Here is a 26,066-nt window from a genome sequence, read left to right as displayed (position 1 = left end):
ATACGTTCACCGCTGGTCACGAACGACCTGCCTCAGCCACAGAAGGAAAGTACCGCCTGATGTACCGCGCAGTTCTCGCGGCCGCGATCGCCTGTGTCGCGCTCGTCGCGCCCAACGCCGCGTCCGCCGCGGGTCTCACCGTGACGCCCGTCGCGCCCGCGAACGGGTCCACTTACACCGCGGGCCTCGACAAGGACAGGCTGACGCCGCGCTTCATCTACGAGGTCGACTGGCCCAAGGTGCGTGGACCCTCGTTGTTCTACGAAGTCGGCACCCGGACCACGCTCGGGCCCGACGGCACGATCGCCAACGAGTTCGTCGTCTCCGACGGGGAGCTGCGGGTCGAGAACCGTGCCGCCCCGACCCGCTACACGGACTCAGGCTTCGCGGAGTGGATGACCAAGCCCGGTTCAGGACCCGCGAGGGCCGGATCCGCGCCGGGCAGGAAACGCGGCTTCGTGCTCCCGCTCAGCCGAGCCGGCCATCGGGTGGTCAAGCGCGCGCTCCGCGCCGGCCAGCGTCCCCGCGTTCGGCTCTCGTTGGCCGTGTACAAGCCCAACAACGACATGTTCGAGCCGTTCGAGGCCACGTTCCGCCTCTACGGCTAGCTAAAGATCCGCTAAAGGCGCGTGACGTTCGCGGCCGGCCCCGTGTCATCGACATGTGAACGGGTCGGTCGCCTACATCCTGATGGGGTTCCCGCGGGTCTCGGAGACGTTCATCGCCTCCGAGATCCACCGCGTGGAGCGCGCGGGCGTGCCGCTGCGGCTGTTCGTGATCAAGCCGGTGGAGGCGCGCGAGCAGGGCCACGACCATCCCGTCCTGGATGCGATCGTCGCGCGGCCGGAGTACCTGCCGGATCCGGTCGGGTTGACGAAGCCGCTGCACCGGTGGCGCTGGAGCGACGTGCGGGCGTTCGTGCCGGCGCTGCGCCGGTGCGCGCGGCGGCGTCCGCACGGGGTGGCGCGGGCCACGCGCACCGCGTTCGCCCAGGCGTGGCGTGACCGGCGCACGCCGCTGTCGGGCCCGCGGAAGATCTACGTCAAGGAGCTCGTCCAGGCGGTCACGCTGGCGGACCGCCTGCTCGCCGCCCCGGACGTCCGCCATCTGCACGCGCACTTCGCGCACGGCACGACGACGATCACCTGGCTCGCGGCCTGCATCGCCGGCCTGCCGTTCTCCTTCACCGGCCACGCGCGGGACATCTACGCGCCCGAGCTCAACCCGAAGGGCTGGTTGCAGCGCAAGCTCGACGCCGCGGCGTTCGCGGTCACGTGCACGGAGGCGAACGTCGCGCACCTGCGGCGGATCGCGCCGAGCGCGCGGGTGCACCTCGTCTACCACGGGCTGTCGGCGGACTTCACGCGGCTGCTCGAGCAGGAGCGGCCGCGGCCGCAGACCAACGGGACGCTGCGGGTGCTGGGCGTCGGGCGGCTGGTCGCGAAGAAGGGCTTCGACACGCTCGTGGACGCGTGTGCCGAGCTGCGCGAGCGCGGGATCCCGTTCGAGGCGGCGATCGTCGGGCAGGACGACAAGGACGGCGCCGCGCTGCGCGCGCACATCGAGCGCCATGGCGTGCCGGTCGCGCTGCCGGGTCCCGTCGGGCCGGCCGAGCTGCTGGACGAGTACCGCCGCGCGGGCGCGCTGTGCATGCCCTCGCGGCTGCTGCCCAATGACCGTGACGGCATCCCGAACGTGCTCGTGGAGGCGATGGCCGCGGGCGCGCCGGTGGTGGCGTCGAACGTGTCCGGCATCCCCGAGCTCGTGCAGCACGAGGTCAACGGCCTGCTCGTCCCGCCCGACGATCCGGCCGCGCTGGCCGACGCGCTCGTCCGGCTGCACCACGACCGCGCGCTCGCGCGCCGGCTCACCGACAACGGCCGCGCGACCGTGCGCGAGCGCTTCGACGGCGAGCGGCTCGCGCAGGACCTCGCGGCGCTCTTCCGGGAGGCGATCGAGCGGTGATCGTCATGCTCTCGGCCCGCCCGCGCCCCGTCTTCTGCGTCAACGAGCACGAGCACCGCGACCGGGCGCTCGCGGACGCGGTGGCGAGCGGGCGCTTCACGTTCAACGGGGAGACGCGCACGCTCGGCCTCGAGCCGGACTGGCTGGACGCGCCGCTTCCGAACGACGAGGAGTGGCGGCTGGACTGGGTCAAGTTCTACTACGGGCTCGACCTCGCGGACGCGTTCCGCGCGAGCGGCGACGCCCGCTACCTGCACGCGTGGGAGCGGCTGGTGGCGAGCTACATCCTGCAGGTCCAGCCCGGCCACGACGACAGCGAGGTCACCGCCCGGCGCGTGCTGAACTGGATCTACGCCTGGCAGCGGCTGCCGGAGGCCGACGCCGGCGTCGCGCACGCACTGTACGAGAGCCTGGGCGCGCAGGCCCGGCACGTGCGCGCGAACCTCTCCCCCGAGCGCAACCACCGCACGCTGGAGCTGTACGCGCTGCTGATCGTCGCGCTCGCGTTGCCGGGCCTCGGGATCGAGCCCCCGCTCGCCGAGCTGCACGAGAACCTGCTCACCGACTTCGGCCCGGACGGCGTGCACCGCGAGCGCTCCACGCACTACCACTGCATCGCGCTGCGCTCGTTCGTCGGCGCGCGCGAGAACTGCCGGCGCTTCGGCGTGCCGCTGCCCGCGGGCTTCGACGAGCGGCTCGCGCTCGCGTGCGCGTTCGCCCGCGACTGCCGCCGCCCCGACGGCACGATCCCCGCGCTGAGCGACGCAGACACCGGCGACTACACGGCGCTGCTGCGGCTCGCAGGTCGGCTGCTCGCCCGCGAGGACCTGCTCGAGCCGCAGGCCGGCGCCTATCCCGACGGCGGCTACTTCATCCAGCGCACGCGCGACCGCTACCTGATCTTCGACTGCGGCCCGCTGGGTGACGGCGGGCACGGCCACTACGACGCGCTGAGCCTCGAGGCGTGGGCACACGGCCGGCCGCTCGTGCTGGACCCCGGGCGTTACACCTACGCCGAAGGCAAGCCGAACTGGCGCCACTGGTTCCGCGGCACCGCCGCGCACAACACCGTGTGCGTGGACGGCTTCGACCAGACGCCGTACACGCGCTCGCGCTCCTCGCTGCCGAGCGCGCAGGCGACGTTCCTCGGCGGCGACGAGACCACCCTTGCCGGCGAGGTGCGCTCACCCTGCTACGAGGCCGTGCACCGCCGCCGCGTCACGCTCACCGACGGCCGCTGGGTGATCGAGGACGAGCTGGAGGGCGCGCACCGCCACCGCTACGACCTGCGCTGGCACCTGCCGCCCGGGCCCGCCCACCTGCGCGCGGACGGCGTCGTGACGCCCGAGGCCGAGCTGACGATCAGCGGCGCCCGCTCCGTGGCGCTCGAGGACGGCTGGATCAGCCCTGAGTACGGGATCAAGCAGGCGGCGAAGGTCGTGAGCGCGGTCGCCGTCGGCAAGCGCGCGCGGTTCGTGACCGTATTGGAGCCGCGTGCTCGCGCCTGACCCGGTCCTGCCGCGCCGCGACGCGCTCCTGCGCCCGGAGACGATGGCCGGCGTGCTGTCCCAGCGCCTGCACGCGGGCGTCCCCGTCGACGCGTGCGAGCGGATGTACGTGAAGTACCGCGTGGGCGACAGCGTGCGCGTCGTCTACCGCTACCGGGTGGGAGAGACGACCGCGTTCGCCGCGGCCCGCTCCGGCCGCCGTGACGGCGTGCCCGCGCCCGAGGTCGACGCCGCGCTGTATCCGTTCCCGCACGACCGCAAGCTCGCAGCGCTGCCGCGCCTGCCGGGCCGCCTGATCGCGTGGGCGGCCGAGCAGTCCGCGACCGCCCAGCTCGACGGCGCCTACGCGAAGGTGCAGCGCGCCGACGGCGAACGCCGCGGCCTGCGCGCGCTGGCGGACCAGGACGCCGTCCGCGTCCCGCGCCTCCTCGCCGACGAAGACGGCGTCCTCACGATCGAGGCGCTGCCGGGCCGCCCGCCGGACCTGCACGGCCTCGGCCGCAGCCTCCGCGCGCTCCACAACCTAAAGAGGGACAGTCCCTCTTTAGGAAACGCCACGGCGCAGAGCCAAAACGGCGTCGATCCGGGCGCGCGCGACATAAAGAGGGACAGTCCCTCTTTAGGAAACTTCGTGCGGCTCGACCGCGCGCGGCTCGTGACGGCGGCGGAGGTGATCGCGGCCGCGCGGCCCGAGGCGGGCGACGCCGCGAAGCGGTTCGTCGAGCGGCTCGGGGCGCCGCCTGAGCAGCCGGAGGTGCTCGTGCACGGGGACGCGAATCTCGGCAATGCGGTGCTGCTCGAGGACGGCACGGTCGCGCTGCTCGACCTCGAGCATCTGGCGGTTGGGCCCGCCGCCGCGGACGTTGGACAGGTGGTCGCGAACCTGCTGGTGGCGGGCGCGGACGCGCGGCCGTTCCTGGAAGGCTACGGCACGCTCGACCGCGAAGCGCTCAGCTGGTACACGAGGGCGTCGCTGCTCGCGCGGGTCGCGCTGCCCGCGATCAGCCGCTACCGGCCGCAGCTCATCGCCCGGCTTCCGAGGCTGCTCGCATGAAGCCCGCGCTGCTGTTCTACTGCCAGCACTCGGTGGGCCTCGGACACCTGATGCGCTCGTACGCGCTGTGCGACCGGCTGGCGGAGCGCTTCCGGGTCGTGCTGATCGCGGGCGGGCAGCTGCCAAAGGGGATCGCCCCGCCGCCGCACGTCGAGATCGTGGCGCTGCCGCCGCTCGGCCTCAACGGCAACGGGTTCGGCTCCGCCGATCCCCGCTACACCACGGAACGCGCGTGGGACGTCCGCCTGCACCGCATCCTCACGACGCTGCGCGACGTCAAGCCGCAGGTCGTGCTCGTGGAGCTGTTCCCGTTCGGCCGGGCGAAGTTCGCGCGCGAGATCGTGCCGCTGCTCGGCGCCGCGCACGACGCGTTCAAGGCCTGCAGCCTGCGCGACATACTCGTCAGCGGCGACCCCGAGCGCGACGACCGCGCGCGCAAGCTGGCCGACGCGCACCTGGACGCGCTCCTCGTCCACTCCGACCCGCGCTTCGCCCGCCTCGAGGAGACGTTCAAGCCGCCGACGCCGCTCAGCGTCCCCGTCCACTACACCGGCTTCGTCACCGCCCGCGACGACGAGGACGCGCCGCCCCGCGGCGACCACGTCGTGATCAGCGCCGGCGGCGGCCGGGTCGGGCGCCCGCTGCTGCAACAGGCGATCGAGACCCTCAACGGCACGCCGATGCGCGCGATCGCCGGCCCGCTGATGCCCGAGGACGACTTCCGCGCGCTGCAACGCGCCGCGCCGCCCAACGTCGAGCTCATCCGCTCGGTCCCGGACCTGGCCAAGGAGCTCCGACAAGCCCGCGCGAGCATCAGCCAGTGCGGCTACAACACCGCGCTCGACGTCGTCCGCGCCCGCGTCCCGGCGCTGATGGTCCCGTACGCGACGCCCGAGGAGGACGAGCAGACCCGCCGCGCGCACCGACTCGAGCAACTCGGACTCGTGCGGGTCTCCGACCACGTCGACCCGGACCTGTTGCACCACGAGCCCGCACCGGCCGCGCTCGACCTCGACGGCGCCGCCACCACCCGCGACCTCCTGCACGAGCTGATCGCATGAGCACCGGCAGCCAGGTCCTGCGCCCGTACGTCCTGCGCCAGTGGCGCGCACTCGCCGGCGCGGGCGCGGGCGCGGCCGTGCTCGCGCTCGCCGAGCTGGCCAAGCCGTGGCCGATCGCGCTGATCGTCGACCACGTGATCGGCGACCGGCAGCCGCCGTTCACGCCCGACGTGACCGTCCTGCTCGCGATCGGCGGGCTGATCCTCGCGATCGCCGTCGCGGAGACGACGTCCACCTACTTCACCGGCCTGTGGCTGCAGAGCGCCGGCGAGCGGATCGCCCACCAGCTGCGCGTCGCCGTCTACGACCACCTGCAGCGCCTGTCGCTCGCCTACCACCAGCGCACGCCCAAGGGCGACCTGCTGACGCGTGTGACCGAGGACGTCAACGACATGGGCGAGCTGTTCAGCGACACGCTCGGGGAGATGCTGCAGAGCGCGCTGCTCGCGTTCGGCATGACGGTCGTGCTGCTGGTCATCGACCCGGTGCTCGCGCTGTTGAGCCTCGTCACGTCCCCGCTGCTGATCCTGATCAGCTTCGTCTTCCGCCGCAAGGTGCGCGAGCGCGCCCGCCGCCAGCGCCGCCACGAGGGCGATCTGGCCAGCATCGCGAACGAGGCGCTGTCCGCCATGACCGTCGTGAAGGCGTTCGGCGCCGAGGACCGGGAGGCCGAGCGCGTGCGCACCCGCTCCGAACAGCGCCAGCAGCTCGGCGTCGAGGTCGCGCGCCTGCAGGCCCGCTTCGACGGCAGCGTCGGCGTGCTGCGGGCGCTCGCCACGGCGATCGTCACCGTGGTCGGCGTCATCCGCGTGTCCAACGGCGACATGTCCGTCGGCGAGCTGATCATCTTCGTCTCCTACACGCGCAAGGCGTCCTCGCCGATGCGCTCGTTCGCGCGCGAGGCGGCCAAGCTCACCGCCGCGCTCGCCCGCGCGGACCGGATCGCCGAGGTATTGACCGAGGACGACGTGCTCGAGGACCGCCCGCACGCCTACCGCGGCGGCCGCGCCACCGGCGAGATCGAGCTGCAGGACGTGAGCTTCCGCTACGGGAACGAGCGGCCCGCCCTCGAACACGTCACGGTGCGCATCCCCGCCGGCCAGCGCCTCGCCCTCACCGGCCCGTCCGGTGCGGGCAAGTCCACGCTGGCCGCACTGGTCGCCCGCTTCTACGACCCGACCGACGGCCGCGTGCTGATCGACGGCCGCGACGCGCGCGACTGCGCCCAGCAGTGGCTGCGCGACCAGGTCGCGGTCGTCCTGCAGGACACGGTCCTGTTCACCGGCACCGTCAAGGCGAACATCGCCTACGGCACCGAGGCCAGCGACACGGAGGTCATCGAGGCCGCCAAGGCCGCGGCCGCCCACGACTTCATCGAGCAGCTCCCCGACGGCTACGACACCGAGCTCGGCCCGCAGGGCACCGGCCTGTCCGGCGGCCAGCGTCAGCGCCTCGGCATCGCCCGCACGCTGCTGCGCGACCCGCCGATCATCATCCTGGACGAGCCCACCACGGCGCTCGACCAGGACGCGGAGAACCAGGTCCTGGAAGGCCTGGACCGCCTGATGCGCGGCCGGACATGCATCCTCATCACCCACTCGGCGCGGCTGGCCGCCACCGCCGACCTGATCCTCGAACTCGACCACGGACGCATCACGGAGGAGGTCCCCCATGGCTAGAGCGCTCGTCACCGGTGCCGCGGGGTTCATCGGCTCGCACCTCACGGACGCGTTGCTGGAGGCCGGGCACGCCGTGCTCGGCGTGGACTGCTTCAACGACAACTACGCGCGCGCCGACAAGCAGGCGAACCTGGCGCAGGCCGCCGACCACGACGCGTTCGAGCTGGTCACCGGCGACCTGGTCGAGCTCGACGCGCACGCGCTGATCGACGGCTGCGACGTCGTCTACCACCTCGCCGGCGAGCCGGGCGTGCGCTCCAGCTGGGGCTCGCGCTTCGAGCGCTACACGCACCACAACGTGGCCGCCACCCAGCGCCTGCTCGAGGCGCTCGTGGACTTCGACGGCAAGCGCTTCGTGTACGCGTCCTCGTCGTCGGTGTACGGCGACGCGCTCACCCTCCCCACGCCGGAGGACGTCACGCCCCATCCGCTCTCCCCGTACGGCGTGACCAAGCTCGCCGCCGAGCACCTGACCGCGCTCTACGGCGAGGAGCTGGACGTCAACACCGTCGCGCTGCGGTACTTCTCGGTCTACGGCCCGCGCCAGCGCCCCGACATGGCCTTCCGGCGCTTCTGCGAGGCGATCGTCGGCAACCGCCCGATCGAGATCTTCGGCGACGGCACCCAGTCGCGCGACTTCACCTACGTCGGCGACATCGTCGCCGCCACCATCGCCGCCGGGAGCACCGCCACGCCGCCCGGCCGCGTCTACAACATCGGCGGCGGCGGCAGCGTGAGCCTCAACCGCGCGCTCGAGACGCTCGCGGGGATCGCGGGCCGCCCGCTCGACGTGCGCCACGCCGAACGCCAGGAGGGTGATGTCGCCGACACCGGCGCCGACACCTCCCGCGCGCACGCCGAGCTGGGCTTCACCGCGCGCACGACGCTGCAGGACGGGCTCGCCGCCGAGCTCGACTGGGTGCGCGAGCGCCCGGCCGCGCTCGCGCCCGTGCGGAGCTTGACCGCTTCTTGACCTTCGCCCAACCGGGCCTTGAGGGGACGTCCCGATACGTCCCCCATGTCCCGCTTCAAGCCCAATCGCCCTGATCATCTCGTCGCGTCCATCATCGCCCTCGCCGAGCAGTCCAACCGCCTCGCCCTCGACGCCGCCATGGAGGCCGCCCGCGCCGACTCGCACGGCCACACCGCCGCCGTCGTCGACCAGATCTGCCGCCTCGCGGTGGGTGCCGGCGTCGCCGCCGGGGAGGTCGTGTGGCTCGTCTCCGAGCTCGAGGACGTCTCCGACGACCCGCGGCAGCTGCAGGAGGCCGGCGTCGCCGTCGCCGGCATGGAGAGCTGCCTGATCGCCGTCGCGCACGCCGTCCAGGAGGTCGCGGACCGCGGTGCGCCGATCGAGGTCACGTCTTCCGCGCAGGCGCTGCGCCGCGTCTCCGCTCAGCTCGCCGAGCTGCTCCCGCGTCTGCAGCTCGCGTAGAGGGCCCGCCCTAGCTACTGAGCCGGGCCAGTCGCAGGGCGAGGTGGCAGAGCAGCCGATCCTCGCCGTCGTGCAGGTTCACGCCGGCCACGTCCTCGATTCTGCGCAGGCGGTAGTACAAGCCGCCGCGGTGAAGGGACAGCGCCGCGGCGGTGCGTTTGACGTCGCCCGCGTGATCGAGATAGGCCTCCAGCGTCCGCACGAGCGACTGGTCCCCGGCGAGCAGCTTCCGGAGCCCTTCAGGGAGATCCTCCAGCGCCGCGTCCGGCAACGCGGTGACCACGCGCTCCACGCCGAGCGCGTCCCAGCTCGCGGTCCCCGACTCCTCATGGGCCGCGACCCGCAGCGCCGCCAGCGCGCGGCGATAGGACGTGCCCGCGTCGCGCAGGTGCTCGACCGCGTCGCCCTGGCCGATCAGCGCCCGCGGTGAGGTGAGCGCTCCCAGCGCCTCCAGCACCGCCGCGCTTCCGCGCTCCCCCGCCAGGCACACGAGCCGCTGCTCGAGCTCGGCGCACAGCGCCTGCTTGGCCGCCAGCCGCGCGCGCAGCCGGTCCAGCGCCTCCGCGCTCCACTCCTCCCCCGCCGGGCCCGCCGGCGCCGCGACCCACACGCGCACGGGGCGCAGCGGCAGGTAGTGCGCCTCGTCGAGCTCGTGCGCGGCCGCCTCGGGGTCATCCCCGAGCAGCGCGGTGACGAGCTGCTGTTCGTGGCGACGGCGCACCAGCTGCGCGTCGGCGTCCGGGCCGACCAGCGCGGCCGCCTCGGCGGCGGCGGCGCGCGCCTGCCGGAGCTCCTCCGCGGTCACGGGCGGGTCCTCGAACAGCCACAGGTAGCCGAGCCGGCGGCCGGCGCCGACGAGCGGGATGCACACCCGCGCGCGCATGCCGATGTCCGGGCGGGCGGGGATGTGAACGGGCGCCGTGGCGGTGCGGATGCCCTCGGCGAAGAGGGCGACGCGGGCCTCGTCGGGCGCCAGCCGGCCGAGGATGCTGGCGGTGCGGACGGCGTCCAGCTCGCCGAACTGGGTGCTGTACGCCAGCGGCCTGAGCTCGGCGTCGTCGATCAGGACGGGCCGACCCAGGCTCAGGGACAACGAATCGACGATCTCCTGAAGCCCTCGGTCCACGAAGGGACCGAACTTACTCCGTCAGCGCGTAGGGTTGGCGCGCTCCTCCGTTTCCGGGAGCGCCAGGCGCGGGTTGCCCTCACGGAGCAGGAAGCGCGGGTTGGACTGCGTGAGCCGGAACGCCTGGACCTCGCTGACGCCGAGCCGGCGCAACGCGTCGGAGCCGAACGGCAGGATCTCCTCGCGGGTGCCCGGGTGCGTGTCCGACGCCAGGCAGTACGCGCGGCCGGTCTGCACCAGACGCGCGCCGATGCGCTGCGCGGCCGGCCCGTGGGCGCCGAGCAGGCTGGAGACGTTGACCTGCAGCAGCGCGCCGGCCTCCAGGTGCGGGTCCAGGCGCTCGAGGTCGCCGCCGACGACGCGCTCGGGGTGTGCGAGCAGCAGCCCGTATCCGAGGCGCGTGAGCCGGTCCACCGCTGCGTCGAAGTCGTCGTCGAGCCCCGCGAACGGGCACTCGAGCAGCAGCCACTGCGCGTGCGACGGGCCCTGGGCGATCAGCTCCAGCTCGCGGTCGTGCAGCGCCAACGCGTCCTCGTGTGCGAGCTCTCCGCCCGGGTGCAGCGTGACCTGCAGGCCCTCGGCGCGGATCGCCGCCTGTAGCTCGGCGCGGCGCCCCTCCAGCTCGAGGATGTCGATGTCCGGGAAGTGCGCGCGCTTGATGTGCGACGTGCAGGCGACGTCGAGCACGTCCTCGGCGTCCAGCACGCGGGCGTAGCGGACGGCGTCGGCGAGCGTGCGGGCCCCATCGTCGAGGCCAGGCAGGATGTGGCAGTGAAGATCGACGTACGGCATGCCCTGTATGTGGTAACAGCTGCTGACGCCGCGTCGAGTGACGTTTCACCCGTTCAACACAACCGCTAACGCGCGAATCGGACCCGCACGGCCGCTTTCCTGCCCCCGCTGGCGCGGATCGAGAAAGTCCTGGATCCCGCGCGTTTGAAGGCGATGCGGGTGGTCCGCCGGCCGACCGCGATCGTCAACGTGCCGCGACGGGTCGAGCGGTAGGTGAACCGGAGCGGGGCAGCGGTCCTGAGCGCCGCGCGGATGGCGCGGGCGAGCGCGCCCGGTGAGGCGTGCACGGGGCGCGCGGCGGGTCTGGGTGCCGCCCGGGGCGTGGGCGGGAGCGGGACGCCGGAGCGCGGCGCGACCGTTGGCTGCGGTGACGCGGTCGGGTCGGGCGTGACGCTCGGCTGCGGCGGATCGGGCGACGCGCTCGGCTGCGGCGACACGCTCGGCTGCGGGGACACGCTCGGCTGCGGCGACACCGTCGGCTCGGGCGACGGCGGCGCCGGCCCGACCCACACGTCGCGCAGCAGCGCGTGCCCGGCGTTGCCGGCGGCATCGCCCTGGCCGGCCTCGACCTCGTACCGGCCCTCCGGCAGCTTCGGCACACGAACGGCCCAGCGGTCGCCCGCCCCGGGCAGCACGGTGGCGACGAACACGGGCTCGACCTCCGGATAGGAGCGGCGGTACGGATACACCGTCACGACCACCGGTCCGGCCTCGCTCGCGCGGCCCGCGAGCAGCCCGCCGTCGAGGCTCGCCCGGTCGGCGGGGGTATCGATCGACACCTCCGGCGCCGTCCCGTCGACGGTGAACCGGTGCGTGACCGGCTGCGGCTCCACGTGCCCGGCCGCGTCGATCGAGCGGATCGCGACCGTGTGCTCCCCGTCGGTGGGGGTCAGCGGTCGCCAGGGGGACGCACAGGCGGTCCACGGACCCGCGTCCGCCCGGCACTCGAAGCGCGCGCCCACGGCGGTCGAGCGGAACACGAAGGACGGTCCGTCCTGGACCAGGGCCGGAGGCGTCCACTCCATGATCGTCACGGGCGCGGAGGCGGTGACGACGAACGGCTCGGAGATGATGGACCCCAGGTTGTCCGCGGGATCCCGCTGGCTCACGCGCACCGTGCGCTCGCCGTCCTGCATCGGCGCGGCGTCGACCTGCCAGGTCCCGTCCGGGGCGACCGGCGCGGTGACGGTCATCCACCCGCCGTCCGAGCCGAGGTGGCTCACGTTCACGGTCGCGCCCGGCCAGTGCTCGGCGGTGCCGGACAGCTGCGGGGTGGGGTCGGTCGTGGTCGCCGGCACGTTCACGGTCACGACCGGCGCCACGCGGTCGAACGTCCAGGTGAACACGGCCGGCGTCGGGTCCACGACGCCGTGCCGGACGGCGCGGACCTCGAAGCGGTGCGGGCCGTCGGCCGCCTCGATCGACCCCCACGCCGGGCAGGCGCCCCAGGCCGCGCCGTCGAGCCGGCACTCGAAGCCGGCCATCAGGTAGTCGGAGGACCACTCGACGCGCACGTCGGGGTCCGCGACCGGCGTGGTCAACGAGGGCGTCACCGTCGTCTCGGGCACGATGCCGTCCGGCACGCTGGTGTCCACCGTGAAGCGCGAGACCGCGACCGTCTCGTTGCCCGCGTCGTCTCGGTGGGCGACCTCGACGACGTACGCGCGGTCATGCAGCTTCGGCGCCTTCAGCCCCCAGCGGCCGTCCTCGATCCGGGCCTGCTCGGTCTCCATCGGCGGGTATCCGCTGTCGTAGCTGCCGGCCGTGTACCACTGCACCCGCACGACCGCGTGGCCGTCGTCCCCGGCTCGCCCGGACGCGGTGGGCTGCGACACGCGCACGGTCCCCGCCGGGCCGTCGATCGTCAGCCCCGTGGGCGCCGCCGAGTCCTGGCGCCAGGTGAAGGCGGCCGGCGTCGGGTCCACCTGCCCGGCGGCGTCGACCGCCCGCGCCTCGACGGTGTGCAGCCCATCGGCGAAGGAGCCCGACAGCCAGCCGTCCTCGCACCCGAACCACGCGCCGCCGTTCACGCGGCACTGGAAGCTCGCGTGCTCGTCGTCGGCGTGGAGGTCGAACGACGGGCGCCCACGCTGCGCCAACTCCCCGTAGATGAAGGTGTCCGGCGGACCGTCGACCGTGAAACGCAGCCGCGCGGGCGTCGGGTCGGCCGTGGCCTGCGCGTCGATCGCGCGCACGAGCAGCCGGTGCGCGCCGTCGGCCAGCCCGATCAGCCGGTGCGGAGCCGTGCACGGCAGCCACGTGCCGTCGTCGAGCCGGCACTCGAAGAAGCCGTCGCGGTCGGCGCCGAACGAGACGAGCGGGTCGCGGGTACGCACCGGTGAGGGCAGCGGCTCCACCGTCGTGTCCGGCGCGCCGCGGTCCGGCCCGCCGGCGCCGTCGGCGCTCTCGTACGCGACCAGCCGCTTGCGCGAGGGCATGAGCAGGAGCCCTTCGCCGGCCGCGAGTGCCTGGCCGGCGCGCGGCTCGTCGCCGGGCGCCGACGTCCACACGCGGGCACCGGTGTCGGCGTCCACGCTGAACAGGCGCCCGCTGTCGGAGGCGATGAACACCTGTCGCCCGACGACGAGCGGCGGCGAGGCGAACCCGCCGTCGCCGATCACCCGCCAGCGCAGCGGGCCGCCCGCCGCGGGCGAGGCGTCGAGCGCGCCGGCGCTGAGCGAGAAGCGCAGCCCGTGCGCGAAGGCGGGCGTCCCGCGGCTCTCCAACGGATCGCGGATCGTGTTGTCGCCGGCGTCCACGACGACGCTCTCGTCCGGGTGCGCGAAGACCCCCGCGCCCATCGCGGTGCGCGGCGAGATCGCCGGCTCGCAGCCCGAGGCCGCCGCGATCAGCTTGCGCGTCGCCAGCTCGTAGCCGCGCCACCCGCACATCGCGCTCACCCACAGCGTGCGGCCGTCCGACGTCGGCGGGCCGGGCTGCTCGACGGCGACCTCCCACAGCGTCGCGCCGTCGGTCTGCCGCAGTGCCATGACCGCGCGGTCGGTCGTGACGTACACCGCGCCGCCGAACGCGATCGGCCCGCGCGAGCCACGCCGCTCCCACAGCAGCGTCCCGGCGGCGGCGTCGAAGGCGCGGACGTACCCGCCGCCGACCACGAACACGCGGCCCGCGTCGTAGGCGGTGTCGGCGTCGCGCTGGCTGTGGAAGGACTCTGGGAGGCGTGCGCTCCAGAGCTCGCGCCCGTCGCGGGCGTCGAGGCCCAGCAGGCGGTGCGTGGAGCTGCGCGTGTCGATCGTGAAGACCTTGCCGTCGGCGACCAGCGAGCCGGAGGGCTCGTTGAGCTCGAGCGCCCAGCGGGTGCGCAGCGGCGCCGCGGGCGTGTTCGCCGCCAGCGCGCCGGAGTGCGCAGGGTCCTGCCGGTGGGCGCGCGCGTCGTCGCTCACGCCGGGCGCATCGGGGGTGAAGGGCGCCGGCGCGACCTCGGGCAGCCCTGGGCCGGACGGGCCGGCCGCGAACGCCGCGACGCCGTCGGCCGTGGGCACGACGAGCGTCCCGTCACCCGCACCGAGCCCGATCGCGCTCGCGTCCGGCACGGGGTAGCGGCCGAGCGGCGCGCCGGTCGTGGTGTCCAGCGCCTCGACGTGATCGCTGCCCGAGACGGCGAACACGGTCGTGCCCGCGATCAGCGGCGGGCTCTTGACGCCGCCCTCGAGCGGCCGCGTCCAGCGCCGCGCGCCGCTGGTGGCGTCCTCGGCGACCAGTGCGCCGCCGACCGCGAGGATCGCCAGCGAGCCGGCGAAGGCCGGTCGCTGCGAGGACTGGAACTCGCGCAGCTTTCCGCCGGTGGCCAGGTCCAGCACGTGGCCCTTGTCCGACCAGACGCGGCCCGCGTGGATCGCCAGCGCCGCCGCGTCCCCATGCGCGTTCTCGTCGTCGCGGCTCATCCATTGCGTCTCGCCGTCGACGTCGCTGAACGCGAACTCCTGGACGCCGTCGCCGAGGATCGCGTACCCGCCGCCCACGGTCGGGAGGTTCTTCGCCCACAGGTACGCGCTCCAGATGCGGGCGCCGGTGGCGCCGTCGCGGGCGTCGAAGTAGCCGTCGGCGTTCAGATAGACGCGCCCGCCGGTCGCCACCGGGATGAGGTTGAAGATCCCGTCGTTGGTGCGGAACGCCCACAGCGACGCGCCCGTCGCGGCGTCGATGGCCTGCGCGACGCCGAACCGCGACACCACGTACACCCGCCCCGCGTCATAGGCGAGGTGCACCCCGGACGCCGCCACGGCGCGGCGCCACAGCGTGCGACCGGTCGCGCGATCGAGCGCATACAGCGTCCCGACGGTGTCGGCCCCCTCGACGATCACGAACACGCGGCCGCCCGCGACCAGCGGGAAGCCGGGTTCACCGTCGAACGTTCGCGTCCACGCGCGGGTGAGCGGCGGTCGCAGCGCCGGATCGTCGACGTACCCGTCGTGCGCGGCGTTGCCCTGGAGGCTGGTCGTCTCGCCCGAGGCCAGCGCCTGCGCCGACAGCGCGACGCACAGCAGCAGGGTGAGAACGGGGACCCGGGGCAAGGCGCAGTGAAGATACTTCAATCACTTGCAGGTCAGTTGAGGTTGCCGCGGAACGGCCAGCGGCGCCGTTCGTGCGAGGGCTCGGCGGCGCGCGCGAGGTCGGCCGCGAATTGGCCCGCGGACAGGTATGCACCGTCGCGCGCCCGGGTGAGCGCGAGCTCGAGCGGCGGCGAACGGCGCGGGGCCAGCTCCTCCAGCAGGCGGGCCAGCTCGGCCGCGGGCGAGACGCCGTGCGAGTGCGCGCCGAGCCCGTCGAGCAGCGCCTCGCCGCGCTCGTCGACCCAGATCCGCTCGCGGGTGATCGGCGGGACGTCGGCGCCCGCGTCCTCGAGCGCCTCGACCGCGCCCGCCAACTGCTGCACGAACGCGATCGGGTCGGGCGGCGACGCGCGGTCGAGCCGCGTGCCCGCGGGCGCCTGCAGGACCGCGACGGGGCGTCCGTCCAGCTCCAGCGCGCTGCGCAGCCGCAGCAGGTGCGGATGCTCGACGCTGCGCAGGCGGCGCGCCCGGTCCAGGTACCGCGCGTCCTCGCTCACGTGCAGGAGCACCTCGCCCGCGCGCAGCACGATCGCGTCCCTGTCCGTCCGCTCGACGGCCTCGATCCGGTACCCCGCCACGGCGCTCCCGGGCTCCAGCTTGCGCACGCCCGGCATTATTGCTGCATGGCCCGCATCGCCCCGGTCGACGAGACCTCCGCCCCACCCGCCTCGCGCGAGCTCGCCGCCGCGCACGTGGCGACCGGTGGGCGCATGACCAACATGAAGTGGACGCTCGCGCGTTCCCCTGTCGCGCTCGACGCGCTGCTGCAGTGGTATCCGCTGCACGATCAAGTGGCACCCGTGCTCGGCGAGCGGCGGACGTGGTTGTTCTGCCACGCGATCTCGACCGAGAGTGACTGCTTGATCTGCTCGACGTTCTTCCGCCGCCTGTTGATCGACGCGGGTGAGGACCCCGCGGCGCTGGAGCTGGACGGGTTCGATTCGCTGATCGTCGACCTCGGGCGCCGGCTGGCGTCGGACCCGCACTCGGTCGACGACGCGCTGCACGCCGCGCTCGCCGAGCGGCTCACGCAGGAGCAGATCGTGGACCTGATCGCGTTCGGGGCGATCATGGTCGCGACCAACGTCTTCAACGACGCGATGGGCGTGGACCTCGACGACTATCTCGAGCGGTACGCGGCGTGATCGCGTTCATCACGGGCGCCGCTCACGGCCAGGGCCGCGCGACGGCGCTCGCGCTCGCCGAGGACGGCTACGACATCGTCGCGCTCGACGTGGCGGCGCAGCTGTCGTACCCCGCCTACCGCATGGGCTCCAACGAGGAGCTGGAGTCGCTGCAGACCGAGATCGAAGGGCTCGGACGCGAGTGCTTGACCGTCGTCGCCGACGTGCGCGACTTCGAGGCCGTCGACGCCGCCGTGACCGCCGCGATCGAGCGCTTCAACCGCATCGACGTGCTGTTCAACAACGCCGGCATCTGCGCCTACGGGCTCGCGCACGAGCTGACCGAGCCCGAGTGGGACGCGATGATCGACATCAACCTCAAGGGCGCGTGGATCGTGGCCCGGCAGATCATCCCGCACATGATCGCGGCCAAGTCGGGCGTGATCCTCAACAACTCCTCGATCGCCGGGCTGCGCGGGATGGGGCGGCTCTCGCACTACGCGGCGAGCAAGTGGGGTCTCACGGGGTTGACGAAGTCGTGGGCGATCGAGCTCGCTCCGCACGGCATCCGCGTGATCTCGATCCACCCGACCGGCGTCGACACGCCGCTCAACGACGGGCTCGCGATGATGGAGGGCAAGACGCCGCAGGAGATCGCCGAGGCGTCCGCCGGGAACCTGCAGCCCGTGCCGTGGATCGACGCGTCCGACGTCGCCGAGGCCGTGCGCTTCCTGGTGAGCGACAAGGCGCGCTTCGTGACCGGGTCGCAGTTCGTCCTGGACGCCGGGCTGCTGACGCGTTAGCGATAGGGCGCGACGTCGGCGGGGCGGCCGTCGGCGATGAAGCGCCAGGCGTCGGGCCGTGAGCCGTCCACGTCCGTGAAGCCATAGACCTGGGCGAGGCCGCCGCTGGAGAGCGACTCGCCGTTGAACCGGGCCTTGTCCGGGTCGGCGGCGAGCGCCGCCACGGCGCGGCCGACGAAGCGCGGCGTCTCCGAGATCGCGAAGTCGGGGATCTTCGTGAGCGCGTCACGCCAGTTGGACTCGGTCACGCCGAAGTGCTCGAGCATCATCTCGCTGCGCAGCCACCCCGGCGTGAGGGAGACGCTGGTGGCGTCGTGCTGTGCGAGGTCCTGCGCGTGCGCCCAGCCCATGCGGTTGACGGCGACCTTCGCGAGGTCGTAGAACGGCGACTCGCGGTAGGTCTTGGCGTTGTACTCGCTCGTGCCGTCGCCGACCTCGACCAGCAGGCCGCCCGGATGCTCGATCAGCAGCGGGAGCGCGAAATGGGCGGTGATCAGGTGCGTGTCGATCCCGAGCCGGAGCATGCGCAGGCCGTTGTCGAGGTCGTGCTCCCAGACCGGCGATGCCCACTCGAACAGCTGCTCGCCGCCCCAGACGTCGTTGACCAGGACGTCGAGCCGGCCGTGATCGGCGCGGATGCGCTCGACGAGCCGTTTCACCTGCTCGTGCTCGAGGTGATCGACCTGGACGGCGATCCCGGTGCCGCCCGCCTCGGTCACGAGCTCCGCGGTCCCCTCGATCGTCTCCGTGGTGCGGTTGTACTCCGACACCTGCGTGCGCGTCGTGCGCCCCGTGACGTAGACGGTCGCGCCCGCGGCGCCGAGCTCGGTCGCAATGCCCCGTCCGGCGCCGCGCGTCGCGCCCGCAACGAGCGCCACCTTCCCTTCCAGCGGTCTATAAACGAGCATTCGGTTATGATTACACCATGCCGCGCCCGAAGACAAGAAGCGACGATGAAGTGCTCGACGCGGCGCTGACGCTGCTGCGCGAGGGGCGGCTGACGTTCGCGTCAGTCGCCGAGGCGAGCGGGTTGTCCGGGGCGACGCTGGTGCAGCGCTTCGGCAGCAAGGACGGGCTGCGCCAGCGCGCGCTCCTGCTTGCGTGGGACCGGTTGGTCGAGCGCACGCGCGCGGCGGCGGAGCGCGCGCCGAGGACGCCGGCGGGCGCGGTCGAGCTGCTGGTGGAGCTGTCGGGCGGCTACGCGGACTTCGACCGCTACGCCGAGAACCTGCTGATCCTGCGCGAGGACCTGCGCGACCCGGTGCTGCGAGCGCGCGGCGCCGCGTGGGAGCGCGAGCTGATCGCCGCGCTCGACGCGTGCTGCGGTGACGACTCCGGCGCGCTGCTGGCGGCGCACTGGCAGGGCGCGGTGACGTGGTGGGCGTTCCGGCCGGACGACCGGCTCGCCGACCACCTGCGCGAGAGCCTGACCGCCCTCGTCGCGCGGCTCTATCCGAGCGCGTGACGGCGGCGGTCGCCGAGCGTCGCGCGGCGATCGGTCCACATCCGCTGGGTCTCCCGGGCGGCGATGACGGCCTGCAGGTGGAGCTCGGCGATCGCGAGGCCGTCCTGTGCGCTCGCGATCTTCGTGCCGAGCGGGTCGAAGACGGCCGAGCCGCCGATGAAGGCGTGCGGCGCGCCGAGCAGCCCGGCGAACACGACGTACATCCCGTTGTCGAGCGCGCGGGCCCCGTAGTGCAGATCGCGCCGGTGCGCGCCGCCCGGGAAGTATGCGCCGCTGGCGAGGTAGACGTGCGCGCCGTCGGCCGCGGCCGCCGCGGCGTGCTCGGGGAAGTTCGCGTCGTAACAGACCGAGAGCGCGAACTCGAAGTCGCCCAGCGTGAAGCTCGTGCCACGCTCACCGGCCGTGAAGTGCGTGCGTTCGGCGGCGTAGATGTGCTGCTTGTCGTAGGCGAGCCAGGGTTCGGCCTGCGGCGCGAGCACGACGCTGCTCAGCGTGCCCCGGTCCAGCGGCGTGTTCAGGACGACGACGCTGCCGTGCGCGTCGACCGCGTCCTGCACGGGACCGATCCACGCCAGGTCCGACGACGGCAGCGCTCCGCCGAACACGGCGTCGTCGTACCCGGTGACGAACGCCTCGGGGAACACGACCAGGTCAGCCCGGGCCCGCGCGATCAACTCGGCCGCCGTCTCGAGGTTGCGCTCGACCTCTCCGGGGACCGCCTCGGCCTCGACGGCGGCGACCCTCATCCGGCCAGCCTCCGCACGATGTCCGCCGCGGGCGCCTCCCGCGCCAGCGGATACGCCTCGCCCGCCCACAGGTTGAAGCCGTCCGCGTCGCCGCGCGCGCGGGCCTCGGCGCGCAGTTGCGCCGTCGCGTAGTGGATCTCGGGATAGGCGATCGGCGCGTCGGGATGCTCGTCCATGAACCGGTTGCGGATGCCGCGCGCGAGCCGCCCGCTGAACGCGCGCGTGAGCCCGGTCGGCGCGTCGCCGGCCGCGACGCGCTCCCGATAGGCGGCGACCGTCCCGGCCTCCGGGGTGAGCAGGAGCGCCGTGCCGACCTGCACGGCCGCCGCGCCGAGCGCCCGCGCCGCGCGCACGGCCGCGGGCGTGCCGATGCCGCCGGCCGCGATGACGGGCACGCCCACGCCACGCGACTCGCCTTCACCACGCGACTCGACCGCGCGACGCGACTCGCCCACACCGGGCGGCTCGTCCCCGCCACGCGACTCGACGCCACCGGGCGACTCGCCCTCGGCGAGCAGCTGCAGCAGCGCGACCAGGCCGATCGGTTCAGTGTCCGGCGCGTCCACCCACGTACCGCGGTGACCTCCGGCCTCGGCGCCCTGCGCGACCACGGCGTCCGCGCCCGCCGCGACGGCCGCGCGCGCCTCGTCCGGGCTCGTCACCGTCACCCACGCCTCTCCGGGCAGCTCGGGCAGCGGGTCCGGGCAGCCGAACGTGTACGAGACGACCGCGACGGGCTCGGCGCGCAGCAGCGCGAGCTTCGCGTCCCAGCCGTCGTCGTCCCAGCGCGGCTCGCTCATCCCGCGCACGTAGTCGACGTACACGGCCGGGTCGGCGCGCGGGCCCGGGACGAACAGGTTCACGCCGAACGGGCGGTCCGTCAGCGCGCGGGTCGCGGCGAGCTTCTCGGCCAGTGCGTCCGCGGTCAGGTATCCCGCCGCGAGGAACCCGAGGCCGCCCGCTTCGCTCACCGCAGCGGCGAGCTGCGGTGTCGAAGGGCCGCCCGCCAGGGGGGCGCCGACGATCGGGAGGTCGAGCTCCACGGCCGCAACCGTACCGGCTGCGATCGTTCACCGCACCTAACACGCATCTGGTATCCCAGCTGTCACACTTGGAGCTCCTCCCCTCCCCTCCCTCGCCAAGGAACTCCGTCACATGAGCAAGCTGATCAGCGCCATCAAGCGCACGCTCGGCACGCACGCCGAGCCGCACGTGCACTTCCATCAGGGCACGCACGCGCATCTCCCCGAGGTGTGCCACGAGCACACCTGCGGCCGCCCGCGCTTGGGCTAAGGCCGCCCCGAGGTCTTCCCTGACGGCACGCGCCTGAGCTAGACCGCAGCCGGCTCGGCCGCGACCGCGCGGGCGAGCAGATCACGGAAGGTCGCCTGCTCCTCGGGCGACAGGCTCGCGAAGACCTCGGCCTCGAGCGAGGCCATCACGCGGTCCGCCCGCGCCAGCGCCTTCGTCCCCGCCTCGGTGATCGCCACGATGTGGCGGCGCCGGTCGGCGGGGTCGCGCCGGCGCTCGACGAACCCCTTGCTCTCGAGGTCGTTGAGCAGCAGGACCGTGTTGTTCGCGTCCAGGTGCATGCAGCCGGGCAACTCGGCCTGCGGCATCGCGCCTTCACGCAGGTTCTGCAAGAGCATGTACGCCTTGACCTTCATGCCCAGGACGTCCTCCGACGCGCGGCGATACGCGTTGCGCGTGAGCTGGATCAGCAGCAGGATCGAGTTGGTCATGTTGCGATTCAGAGAGTAGCGGTTGCGTGACCGTCCTTTACGCCATATAGTCACTGACATAGTGACTATCCCTCCACAAGTAGAAGGCGCCTCGCGGCGCACCTGGATGGCGCTGGTGGTCGTGTGTCTGGCGCAGCTGATGATGGTCGTGGACATGACCATCGTGAACGTCGCCCTTCCGGTCATCCAGCGCGATCTGCAGTTCTCGCAGGCCGACCTCACGTGGGTCGTCGGCGCGTACCTCATCTCCTACGGCAGCTTCCTGCTGCTCGCCGGCCGCCTCGGAGACCTGCTCGGTCGCAAGACCGTCTTCTTGGCCGGCACCGCGATCTTCACCGTCGCCTCCCTCGCCTGCGGGCTCGCCGAATCGCAGCTGGCGCTGATCGCCGCGCGCTTCGCCCAGGGCTTCGGCGGCGCGATCGCCACCTCGGTCATCCTCGCGCTGATCGCCACCGACTTCCCGCGCGTGGACGAGCGCGTGAAGGCCATGGGCGCGTACATGTTCGTCGTCACCTCCGGCGGGTCGCTCGGCCTGCTGCTCGGCGGCGCACTGGTCGAGTCCGTCGACTGGCACTGGATCTTCACCGTCAACGTGCCGATCGGGATCGCGGTCCTCGTGCTCGGCGCGCGGCTGATCGAGAACCGCCCGGGCCTCGGCCTCGAGCAGGGCGTCGACGTCGCCGGGTCGATCCTCGTGACGGCCTCGATGATGACCGCGGTCTACGCGATCATCACCGCCGCCGAGCACGGCTGGACGTCGGCGCACACGCTCGGCTGGGGCGGCGCGGCGGCCATCCTCGGCGCGGCCTTCCTGTACCTGCAGACGCGGATCAAGAACCCGATCTTCCCGCTGCGGATCCTGCGCGTGCGCACGCTGATCGGCGCGTCGGTGGTGCGCGGCTTCCTCGTCACCGGCATGTTCGGCACGTGGGTGATGGGCTCCCTCTACGTCGAGCACGTGCTCGGCTACGGCGCGTGGCTCACGGGCCTCGCCTTCCTGCCGATGACGCTGATCGTCGGCGCGCTGTCGCTCGGTACGACGGCGCGCGTGATGAGCCGCCTCGGGCCGGAGCGGACGGTCGTGGCCGGCCTGGTGCTGGTCGTCGGCGCGCTCACGCTGCTCACCACCGCGGACGTGAACACCGCCTACTTCCCGACGCTGTTCGCCGCCTTCGCGGTGATGGGTCTCGGCATGGGCACGGCGATGCTGCCGCTGATGACGATCGCGATGAGCGACGTGCGCCCGGAGGACGCCGGCCTCGGCAGCGGCATCATCAACGTCTCCATGCAGCTCGCCGGCGCGCTCGGGATCGCGATCCTCGGCACGCTCGCGTCCGATCGCACCGCCGAGCTCACGCAGTCCGGCGCCAACGCCCTGCAGGCCCTCACCGGCGGCTACACCCTGGCCTTCCAGGTCGCCGCCGGAGCGGTCATCGTCGGCATCGTGATCGCCCTCGTGGCGCTCCGCATGCCGCGCGAGCGCGAGCCCGTCCCCGGCTCAGAGGTCGCCGTCGAGGTCTGAGCGCCTCGGCGGACTGGCACCCGCACGCTCGCAGGTCCGGGCGGCGACGACGCACGCGAAGCGCGTCGCCGCCCGCACCGCCTCCGAGTCGTCCAGCACGCCGCGGCCGTGCTCGGCGACGTACGTGAGGAATCCGCCGCCGAACGCGTCACCGGCGCCGATCGTGTCCACGACGGTGATCTTCGGCGCGTCCACGTGCGCCTCGTCCTCGGGCGTGACGATCAATGCGCCGTCGCCGCCGAGCGTGACGAGCGCGACCGGCACGTCCAGCGCCCGCGCGGCGTCCACCATCCCGACGCCGGGCGACAGGTACTCGAGGTCGTCGCCGCTCACCTTCACCACGTGCGCGTGGCGCAGGACCGGCGAGAGCTGCTCGCGGTACGCGTCGCGGTCGGCGATGAACGTCGGCCGGCAGTTCGGGTCGACCATGATCAGCGCACGGTCGGCAACCGCCTCGACCACGCGCCGGAGCGCGCTCGCGGTCGGCTCCATGATCAGGCCGAGCGTGCCCACGTGGAGGACGTCGACGTCTTGCGGCAGCGCCGCCAGCGCGGCCTCCGGCGTCAGCGCCGGCGCGCTCGTGCCCTCGGTGTAGAAGCGGTAGCTGGCCGCGCCGGACGCGTCGACCTCGGCCAGCGCGAGCGTCGTCGGCCTGGCGGTCGAGACCACCGTGTCGAGCTTGACCCGATCCGCCTCGAGCTCGGCGCGCAGCTGCCGTCCGAAGCCGTCGTCGGACAGGCAGCCGAGGAAGTGCACGTCCTGCTCGAGCCGGCCCAGCGTGCGCGCCGTGTTGTACGGCCCGCCGCCGGGGTGCGCGGCCAGGTGGTCGGCGTGCGGGACCAGGTCGACGAGCGCCTCTCCTCCAACCACGATCGCCATCGGCACGTAGAGTTGCAGGTGGTGGACGTGCGAGCTTCAGACGCCGAGCGGGACGCCGTCATCGAGCAGCTGCGCGAGGCGGCCGCCGAGGGCCGGTTGACGATGGAGGAGCTGACGGACCGCATCGAGCTGGCCGCCAACGCCAAGACGCGCGGCGAGCTCGATCCGCTGACCGCCGACCTGCCCGCGCCGGGCATGACCGTGAGCGCGGCGAACGCGAGCGAGAAGACGTTGGGCGACGTCAAGCGCACGGGCGCGTGGGTCGTGCCCGCGCACAGCGAGTTCCGCTCCTGGACAGGCAGCATCACTCTGGACCTGCGGCAGGCGACGATCAGCTCGCGCGAGATCGTGATCGACGCCTTCACGCCGTTCGGCACGATCGACCTGCTCGTGCCGGTGGGCGTGCAGGTCGAGGTCCGGGCCGAGACGCGGATGGGCAGCCTCAAGCAGCAGGCGAGCGCCCCGACGCCGGGCGCGCCGCGCGTGATCCTCACGGGCGGCACGGTCTTCGGCACCATCCGGGTCCGCAACCAGCGGCTGTGGGAGAAGCTCCTAAAACGCGGTTGAGAGCGCGAACGGGAACACGGCGGTTGCGCCCTGGCGGCGCAACTGCCCGGCGACCATCGCGAGCGTCCAGCCGCTGAAGCGGATGTCGTCGACCAGCAGCGCGCCGGCCGGCGGCGGCGCGGCGACGACCTTGAACGCCCCGCGCACGTTGGCCACCTGCTGCGCCGAGTTGGCCATCTCGCGCTGCGGCGGGTTGTCGCCGACGCGCTCCAGCAGCGGCTCGAACGGCAGCCCGAGCGCGGCCGCCAGCCGTGCCGCGAAGTCCGGCACCAGCGCGCCGGAGCGCTTGGACGGGATCGCGGTGACCAAGCCGATCGCGGGCCGCCAGGTGCGCACGGCCTCGGCCGCCGCCTCCACCAGCTGATCGTCGAAGCGCCCGTCGCTCCGGCCCCGCTGGACGAGCGGGTCCCAGCCCCCGTCGCCGAGCCGGGCGAGCGCGAGCCCTTCCTCGGCCCGCACGTCCTCGGGCAGCTTCTTCATCTTGCCCTCGGCGTCCGGCGCCATCTTCTTGACGTCGAGGACAATCGGCTTGGAGCGCAGGTGCAGGGCCGCGGCGCGCACCAGCGCCTCGTCCAGCGGCTTGTCGAACTTCGGCGCCGTGCACACCGCGCAGACGCCGCAGTCGCTCGGGTCGGGGTCGTCGAGCTCCTCCTGCAGCGCGCGCATGAGGCAGCGGCCGTCGGCGCCGAACGCGGCCATCGCCTCCTGCTCGCGCCGCCGCAGCGCGGTGACGTGCGCGTAGCGGTCGCCGTCGTACTCCCACGTCGCGCCGGGTTGACGCGTCCAGCGCGTGCCGTCGCGGGCCACCGCGCCCTCGACGTCGAGCACCTTGAGCATCGCCTCCAGCCGGCCCTTGCCGAGGTTGACGATGCCCATCAGCTCGTTCGTGGTCGCGCTGTCGTCCGTGAGCGCCTCGAGCACGCGGTCGACCTGCTCGCGCCGCGGAAACGCCTGCTCGATGAAGAAGTCCTGGATCCGGCGGTCCTCGGCGCCGCGCAGCAGCACGACGTCGGCGCGGTCGATCGCGCGGCCGGCGCGGCCGACCTGCTGGTAGTAGGAGATCACCGAGCCGGGCGCCTGGTAGTGCACGACGAAGCCGAGGTCGGGCTTGTCGTAGCCCATGCCCAGCGCGCTGGTGGCGACCACGCACTTGAGCTCGTTGCGCAGCAGCTGCTCCTCGGTCGTGATCCGCGTCTCCGTGTCCACCTCACCGCTGTAGGACTGCGCGGGCACGCCGTGCGCCGAGAGGAAATCGGCGACCAAATCGGCGTCGCGTTTGGTAAGGGTGTACACGATCCCGGAACCCGGGAGGGAGGGGAGAAAAGTCGCCAGCCACGCCAGGCGGTCCGCCGGCGCCGGCTTTTCCACGACCTCCAACCGCAGCGAAGCCCTCGACAACGGCCCCCGATACGTCCGCAACGCGCCCGCATGCCCCAACGCCAACTGCTCCGTGATGTCCGCCACCACGCGATCGTTCGCCGTCGCCGTGGTGCACAGCACCGCGACGCCCTCCGGCAGCCGTTCGAGCATCTCCTGGATGCGCCGGTAGTCCGGGCGGAAGTCGTGGCCCCAGTCGCTGATGCAGTGCGCCTCGTCGACCACCAGCAGCCCGACGCGCTCGGCGAACAGCGGCAGCATCGTCTCCCGGAACTGCGGGTTGTTCAGGCGCTCGGGGCTGATCAGCAGCAGGTCGACGGCGTCCTCGCGCAGCAGGTCGCGGACCTCGGCCCACGCGTCGCGGTTGGTCGAGTTGATCGTGTGCGCGCGGATGCCGAGCTTCTCCGCCGCCGCGATCTGGTTGCGCATCAGCGCCAGCAGCGGCGAGACGATCAGCGCGGGGCCGGCGCCGCGCTCGCGCAGCATCGTCGTCGCGAGGAAGTACACGGCCGATTTGCCCCAGCCCGTGCGCTGGACGCACAGCACGCGGGCACGGTCCTCGACCAGATCCGTGATCGCCTCGCGCTGGTGCTCGCGGAACGTCGCGTTCGGCCCGGCCAGTCGGTGCAGCAGTTCTTCCACCATGG

Annotated in this window: 24 protein-coding genes; 14 read left to right on the top strand and 10 right to left on the bottom strand. The window is 73.2% G+C overall.

Annotated elements, in window-relative coordinates:
• Positions 1–59 precede the first annotated feature (59 nt).
• The 8 genes from OJ962_RS23465 to OJ962_RS23430 are packed head-to-tail and all read left to right on the top strand — an operon-like array spanning position 60 to position 8,702.
• Positions 60–608 (top strand): hypothetical protein, encoded by a 549-nt coding sequence (locus OJ962_RS23465; protein ID WP_202957533.1) that lies wholly within the window; start codon positions 60–62, stop codon positions 606–608.
• 55 nt (positions 609–663) lie between these two features.
• Positions 664–1,965 (top strand): glycosyltransferase family 4 protein, encoded by a 1,302-nt coding sequence (locus OJ962_RS23460; protein ID WP_202957534.1) that lies wholly within the window; start codon positions 664–666, stop codon positions 1,963–1,965.
• 5 nt (positions 1,966–1,970) lie between these two features.
• Positions 1,971–3,473, top strand: coding sequence for an alginate lyase family protein (locus OJ962_RS23455; RefSeq protein ID WP_238932418.1), 1,503 nt, complete (start codon positions 1,971–1,973; stop codon positions 3,471–3,473).
• The gene (locus OJ962_RS23450) at positions 3,460–4,527 is read left to right on the top strand and encodes a phosphotransferase (RefSeq protein WP_202957536.1); all 1,068 of its coding nucleotides are present in this window, start codon (positions 3,460–3,462) and stop codon (positions 4,525–4,527) included. The genes OJ962_RS23455 and OJ962_RS23450 overlap by 14 nt, the downstream gene beginning before the upstream one ends.
• Positions 4,524–5,588: a glycosyltransferase family protein gene (locus OJ962_RS23445; RefSeq protein WP_202957537.1), complete on the top strand. Its 1,065-nt coding sequence runs from the start codon at positions 4,524–4,526 to the stop codon at positions 5,586–5,588. The genes OJ962_RS23450 and OJ962_RS23445 overlap by 4 nt, the downstream gene beginning before the upstream one ends.
• Complete coding sequence (locus tag OJ962_RS23440) at positions 5,585–7,267, top strand: ABC transporter ATP-binding protein (RefSeq protein ID WP_202957538.1); 1,683 nt, start codon at positions 5,585–5,587, stop codon at positions 7,265–7,267. Before OJ962_RS23445 ends, OJ962_RS23440 begins: the two co-directional genes overlap by 4 nt.
• Entirely contained in the window at positions 7,260–8,240 is a 981-nt protein-coding gene (locus tag OJ962_RS23435) for an NAD-dependent epimerase/dehydratase family protein (protein ID WP_202957539.1), read from the top strand. Before OJ962_RS23440 ends, OJ962_RS23435 begins: the two co-directional genes overlap by 8 nt.
• Positions 8,241–8,285: 45 nt before the next feature.
• Positions 8,286–8,702 (top strand): methyl-accepting chemotaxis protein, encoded by a 417-nt coding sequence (locus OJ962_RS23430; protein ID WP_202957540.1) that lies wholly within the window; start codon positions 8,286–8,288, stop codon positions 8,700–8,702.
• Positions 8,703–8,712: 10 nt separating this feature from the next.
• Here the strand turns inward: OJ962_RS23430 and OJ962_RS23425 are convergent, their stop codons facing one another.
• From OJ962_RS23425 to OJ962_RS23410, 4 genes are all read right to left on the bottom strand, one after another.
• The gene (locus tag OJ962_RS23425) at positions 8,713–9,828 is read right to left on the bottom strand and encodes a PucR family transcriptional regulator (protein WP_202957541.1); all 1,116 of its coding nucleotides are present in this window, start codon (positions 9,826–9,828) and stop codon (positions 8,713–8,715) included.
• Positions 9,829–9,849: 21 nt separating this feature from the next.
• Positions 9,850–10,620 (bottom strand): CpsB/CapC family capsule biosynthesis tyrosine phosphatase, encoded by a 771-nt coding sequence (locus OJ962_RS23420; protein WP_202957542.1) that lies wholly within the window; start codon positions 10,618–10,620, stop codon positions 9,850–9,852.
• Positions 10,621–10,685: 65 nt separating this feature from the next.
• On the bottom strand, positions 10,686–15,155 hold the full coding sequence (locus OJ962_RS23415) for an outer membrane protein assembly factor BamB family protein (RefSeq protein WP_202957543.1): 4,470 nt from the start codon (positions 15,153–15,155) through the stop codon (positions 10,686–10,688).
• 32 nt (positions 15,156–15,187) lie between these two features.
• Positions 15,188–15,799, bottom strand: a complete 612-nt coding sequence (locus OJ962_RS23410) for a protein kinase family protein (RefSeq protein WP_202957544.1) — start codon at positions 15,797–15,799, stop codon at positions 15,188–15,190.
• 18 nt (positions 15,800–15,817) lie between these two features.
• Here OJ962_RS23410 and OJ962_RS23405 point away from each other — a divergent pair, with 18 nt between their 5' ends.
• A complete protein-coding gene (locus OJ962_RS23405) occupies positions 15,818–16,339 on the top strand; it encodes a carboxymuconolactone decarboxylase family protein (protein WP_202957545.1) in 522 nt (173 codons plus the stop codon).
• Positions 16,336–17,121 (top strand): mycofactocin-coupled SDR family oxidoreductase, encoded by a 786-nt coding sequence (locus tag OJ962_RS23400; protein WP_202957546.1) that lies wholly within the window; start codon positions 16,336–16,338, stop codon positions 17,119–17,121. The genes OJ962_RS23405 and OJ962_RS23400 overlap by 4 nt, the downstream gene beginning before the upstream one ends.
• On the opposite strand, the gene OJ962_RS23395 is transcribed toward OJ962_RS23400, so the two are convergent.
• Positions 17,118–18,029 carry an SDR family oxidoreductase gene (locus OJ962_RS23395; protein WP_202957547.1) on the bottom strand — a complete coding sequence of 304 codons (912 nt, stop codon included), beginning with the start codon at positions 18,027–18,029 and terminating at the stop codon, positions 17,118–17,120. The two genes, OJ962_RS23400 and OJ962_RS23395, sit on opposite strands and share 4 nt — an antisense overlap.
• Positions 18,030–18,046: 17 nt before the next feature.
• Here OJ962_RS23395 and OJ962_RS23390 point away from each other — a divergent pair, with 17 nt between their 5' ends.
• Positions 18,047–18,586 (top strand): TetR family transcriptional regulator, encoded by a 540-nt coding sequence (locus OJ962_RS23390; protein WP_202957548.1) that lies wholly within the window; start codon positions 18,047–18,049, stop codon positions 18,584–18,586.
• Here OJ962_RS23390 and OJ962_RS23385 read toward each other — a convergent pair.
• Positions 18,571–19,332, bottom strand: a complete 762-nt coding sequence (locus OJ962_RS23385) for a carbon-nitrogen hydrolase family protein (RefSeq protein WP_202957549.1) — start codon at positions 19,330–19,332, stop codon at positions 18,571–18,573. The two genes, OJ962_RS23390 and OJ962_RS23385, sit on opposite strands and share 16 nt — an antisense overlap.
• Entirely contained in the window at positions 19,329–20,375 is a 1,047-nt protein-coding gene (locus OJ962_RS23380) for an NAD(P)H-dependent flavin oxidoreductase (RefSeq protein WP_202957550.1), read from the bottom strand. Before OJ962_RS23380 ends, OJ962_RS23385 begins: the two co-directional genes overlap by 4 nt.
• Before the next feature lie 112 nt (positions 20,376–20,487).
• Between OJ962_RS23380 and OJ962_RS23375 the strand changes: the two genes are divergently transcribed.
• Positions 20,488–20,625 carry a hypothetical protein gene (locus OJ962_RS23375; protein WP_202957551.1) on the top strand — a complete coding sequence of 46 codons (138 nt, stop codon included), beginning with the start codon at positions 20,488–20,490 and terminating at the stop codon, positions 20,623–20,625.
• Between the two features lie 38 nt (positions 20,626–20,663).
• On the opposite strand, the gene OJ962_RS23370 is transcribed toward OJ962_RS23375, so the two are convergent.
• Positions 20,664–21,074 carry a MarR family winged helix-turn-helix transcriptional regulator gene (locus OJ962_RS23370; RefSeq protein ID WP_202957552.1) on the bottom strand — a complete coding sequence of 137 codons (411 nt, stop codon included), beginning with the start codon at positions 21,072–21,074 and terminating at the stop codon, positions 20,664–20,666.
• Between the two features lie 61 nt (positions 21,075–21,135).
• Between OJ962_RS23370 and OJ962_RS23365 the strand changes: the two genes are divergently transcribed.
• A complete protein-coding gene (locus OJ962_RS23365; RefSeq protein ID WP_270006639.1) occupies positions 21,136–22,596 on the top strand; it encodes an MFS transporter in 1,461 nt (486 codons plus the stop codon).
• On the opposite strand, the gene OJ962_RS23360 is transcribed toward OJ962_RS23365, so the two are convergent.
• Positions 22,573–23,475, bottom strand: coding sequence for a PfkB family carbohydrate kinase (locus OJ962_RS23360; protein WP_238932286.1), 903 nt, complete (start codon positions 23,473–23,475; stop codon positions 22,573–22,575). The genes OJ962_RS23365 and OJ962_RS23360 overlap by 24 nt on opposite strands.
• Positions 23,476–23,496: 21 nt before the next feature.
• On the opposite strand from OJ962_RS23360, the gene OJ962_RS23355 reads away from it, so the two are divergent.
• Positions 23,497–24,042 (top strand): DUF1707 SHOCT-like domain-containing protein, encoded by a 546-nt coding sequence (locus OJ962_RS23355; RefSeq protein ID WP_270006638.1) that lies wholly within the window; start codon positions 23,497–23,499, stop codon positions 24,040–24,042.
• Here OJ962_RS23355 and OJ962_RS23350 read toward each other — a convergent pair.
• Entirely contained in the window at positions 24,028–26,064 is a 2,037-nt protein-coding gene (locus tag OJ962_RS23350; protein ID WP_202957556.1) for a RecQ family ATP-dependent DNA helicase, read from the bottom strand. The genes OJ962_RS23355 and OJ962_RS23350 overlap by 15 nt on opposite strands.
• Positions 26,065–26,066: the final 2 nt, after the last annotated feature.

Source organism: Solirubrobacter deserti (genome assembly GCF_027587175.1).
In the GTDB taxonomy this organism is placed as follows: Bacteria; Actinomycetota; Thermoleophilia; order Solirubrobacterales; family Solirubrobacteraceae; genus Solirubrobacter; species Solirubrobacter deserti.
This window is presented reverse-complemented; position numbering and strand designations above follow the sequence as displayed.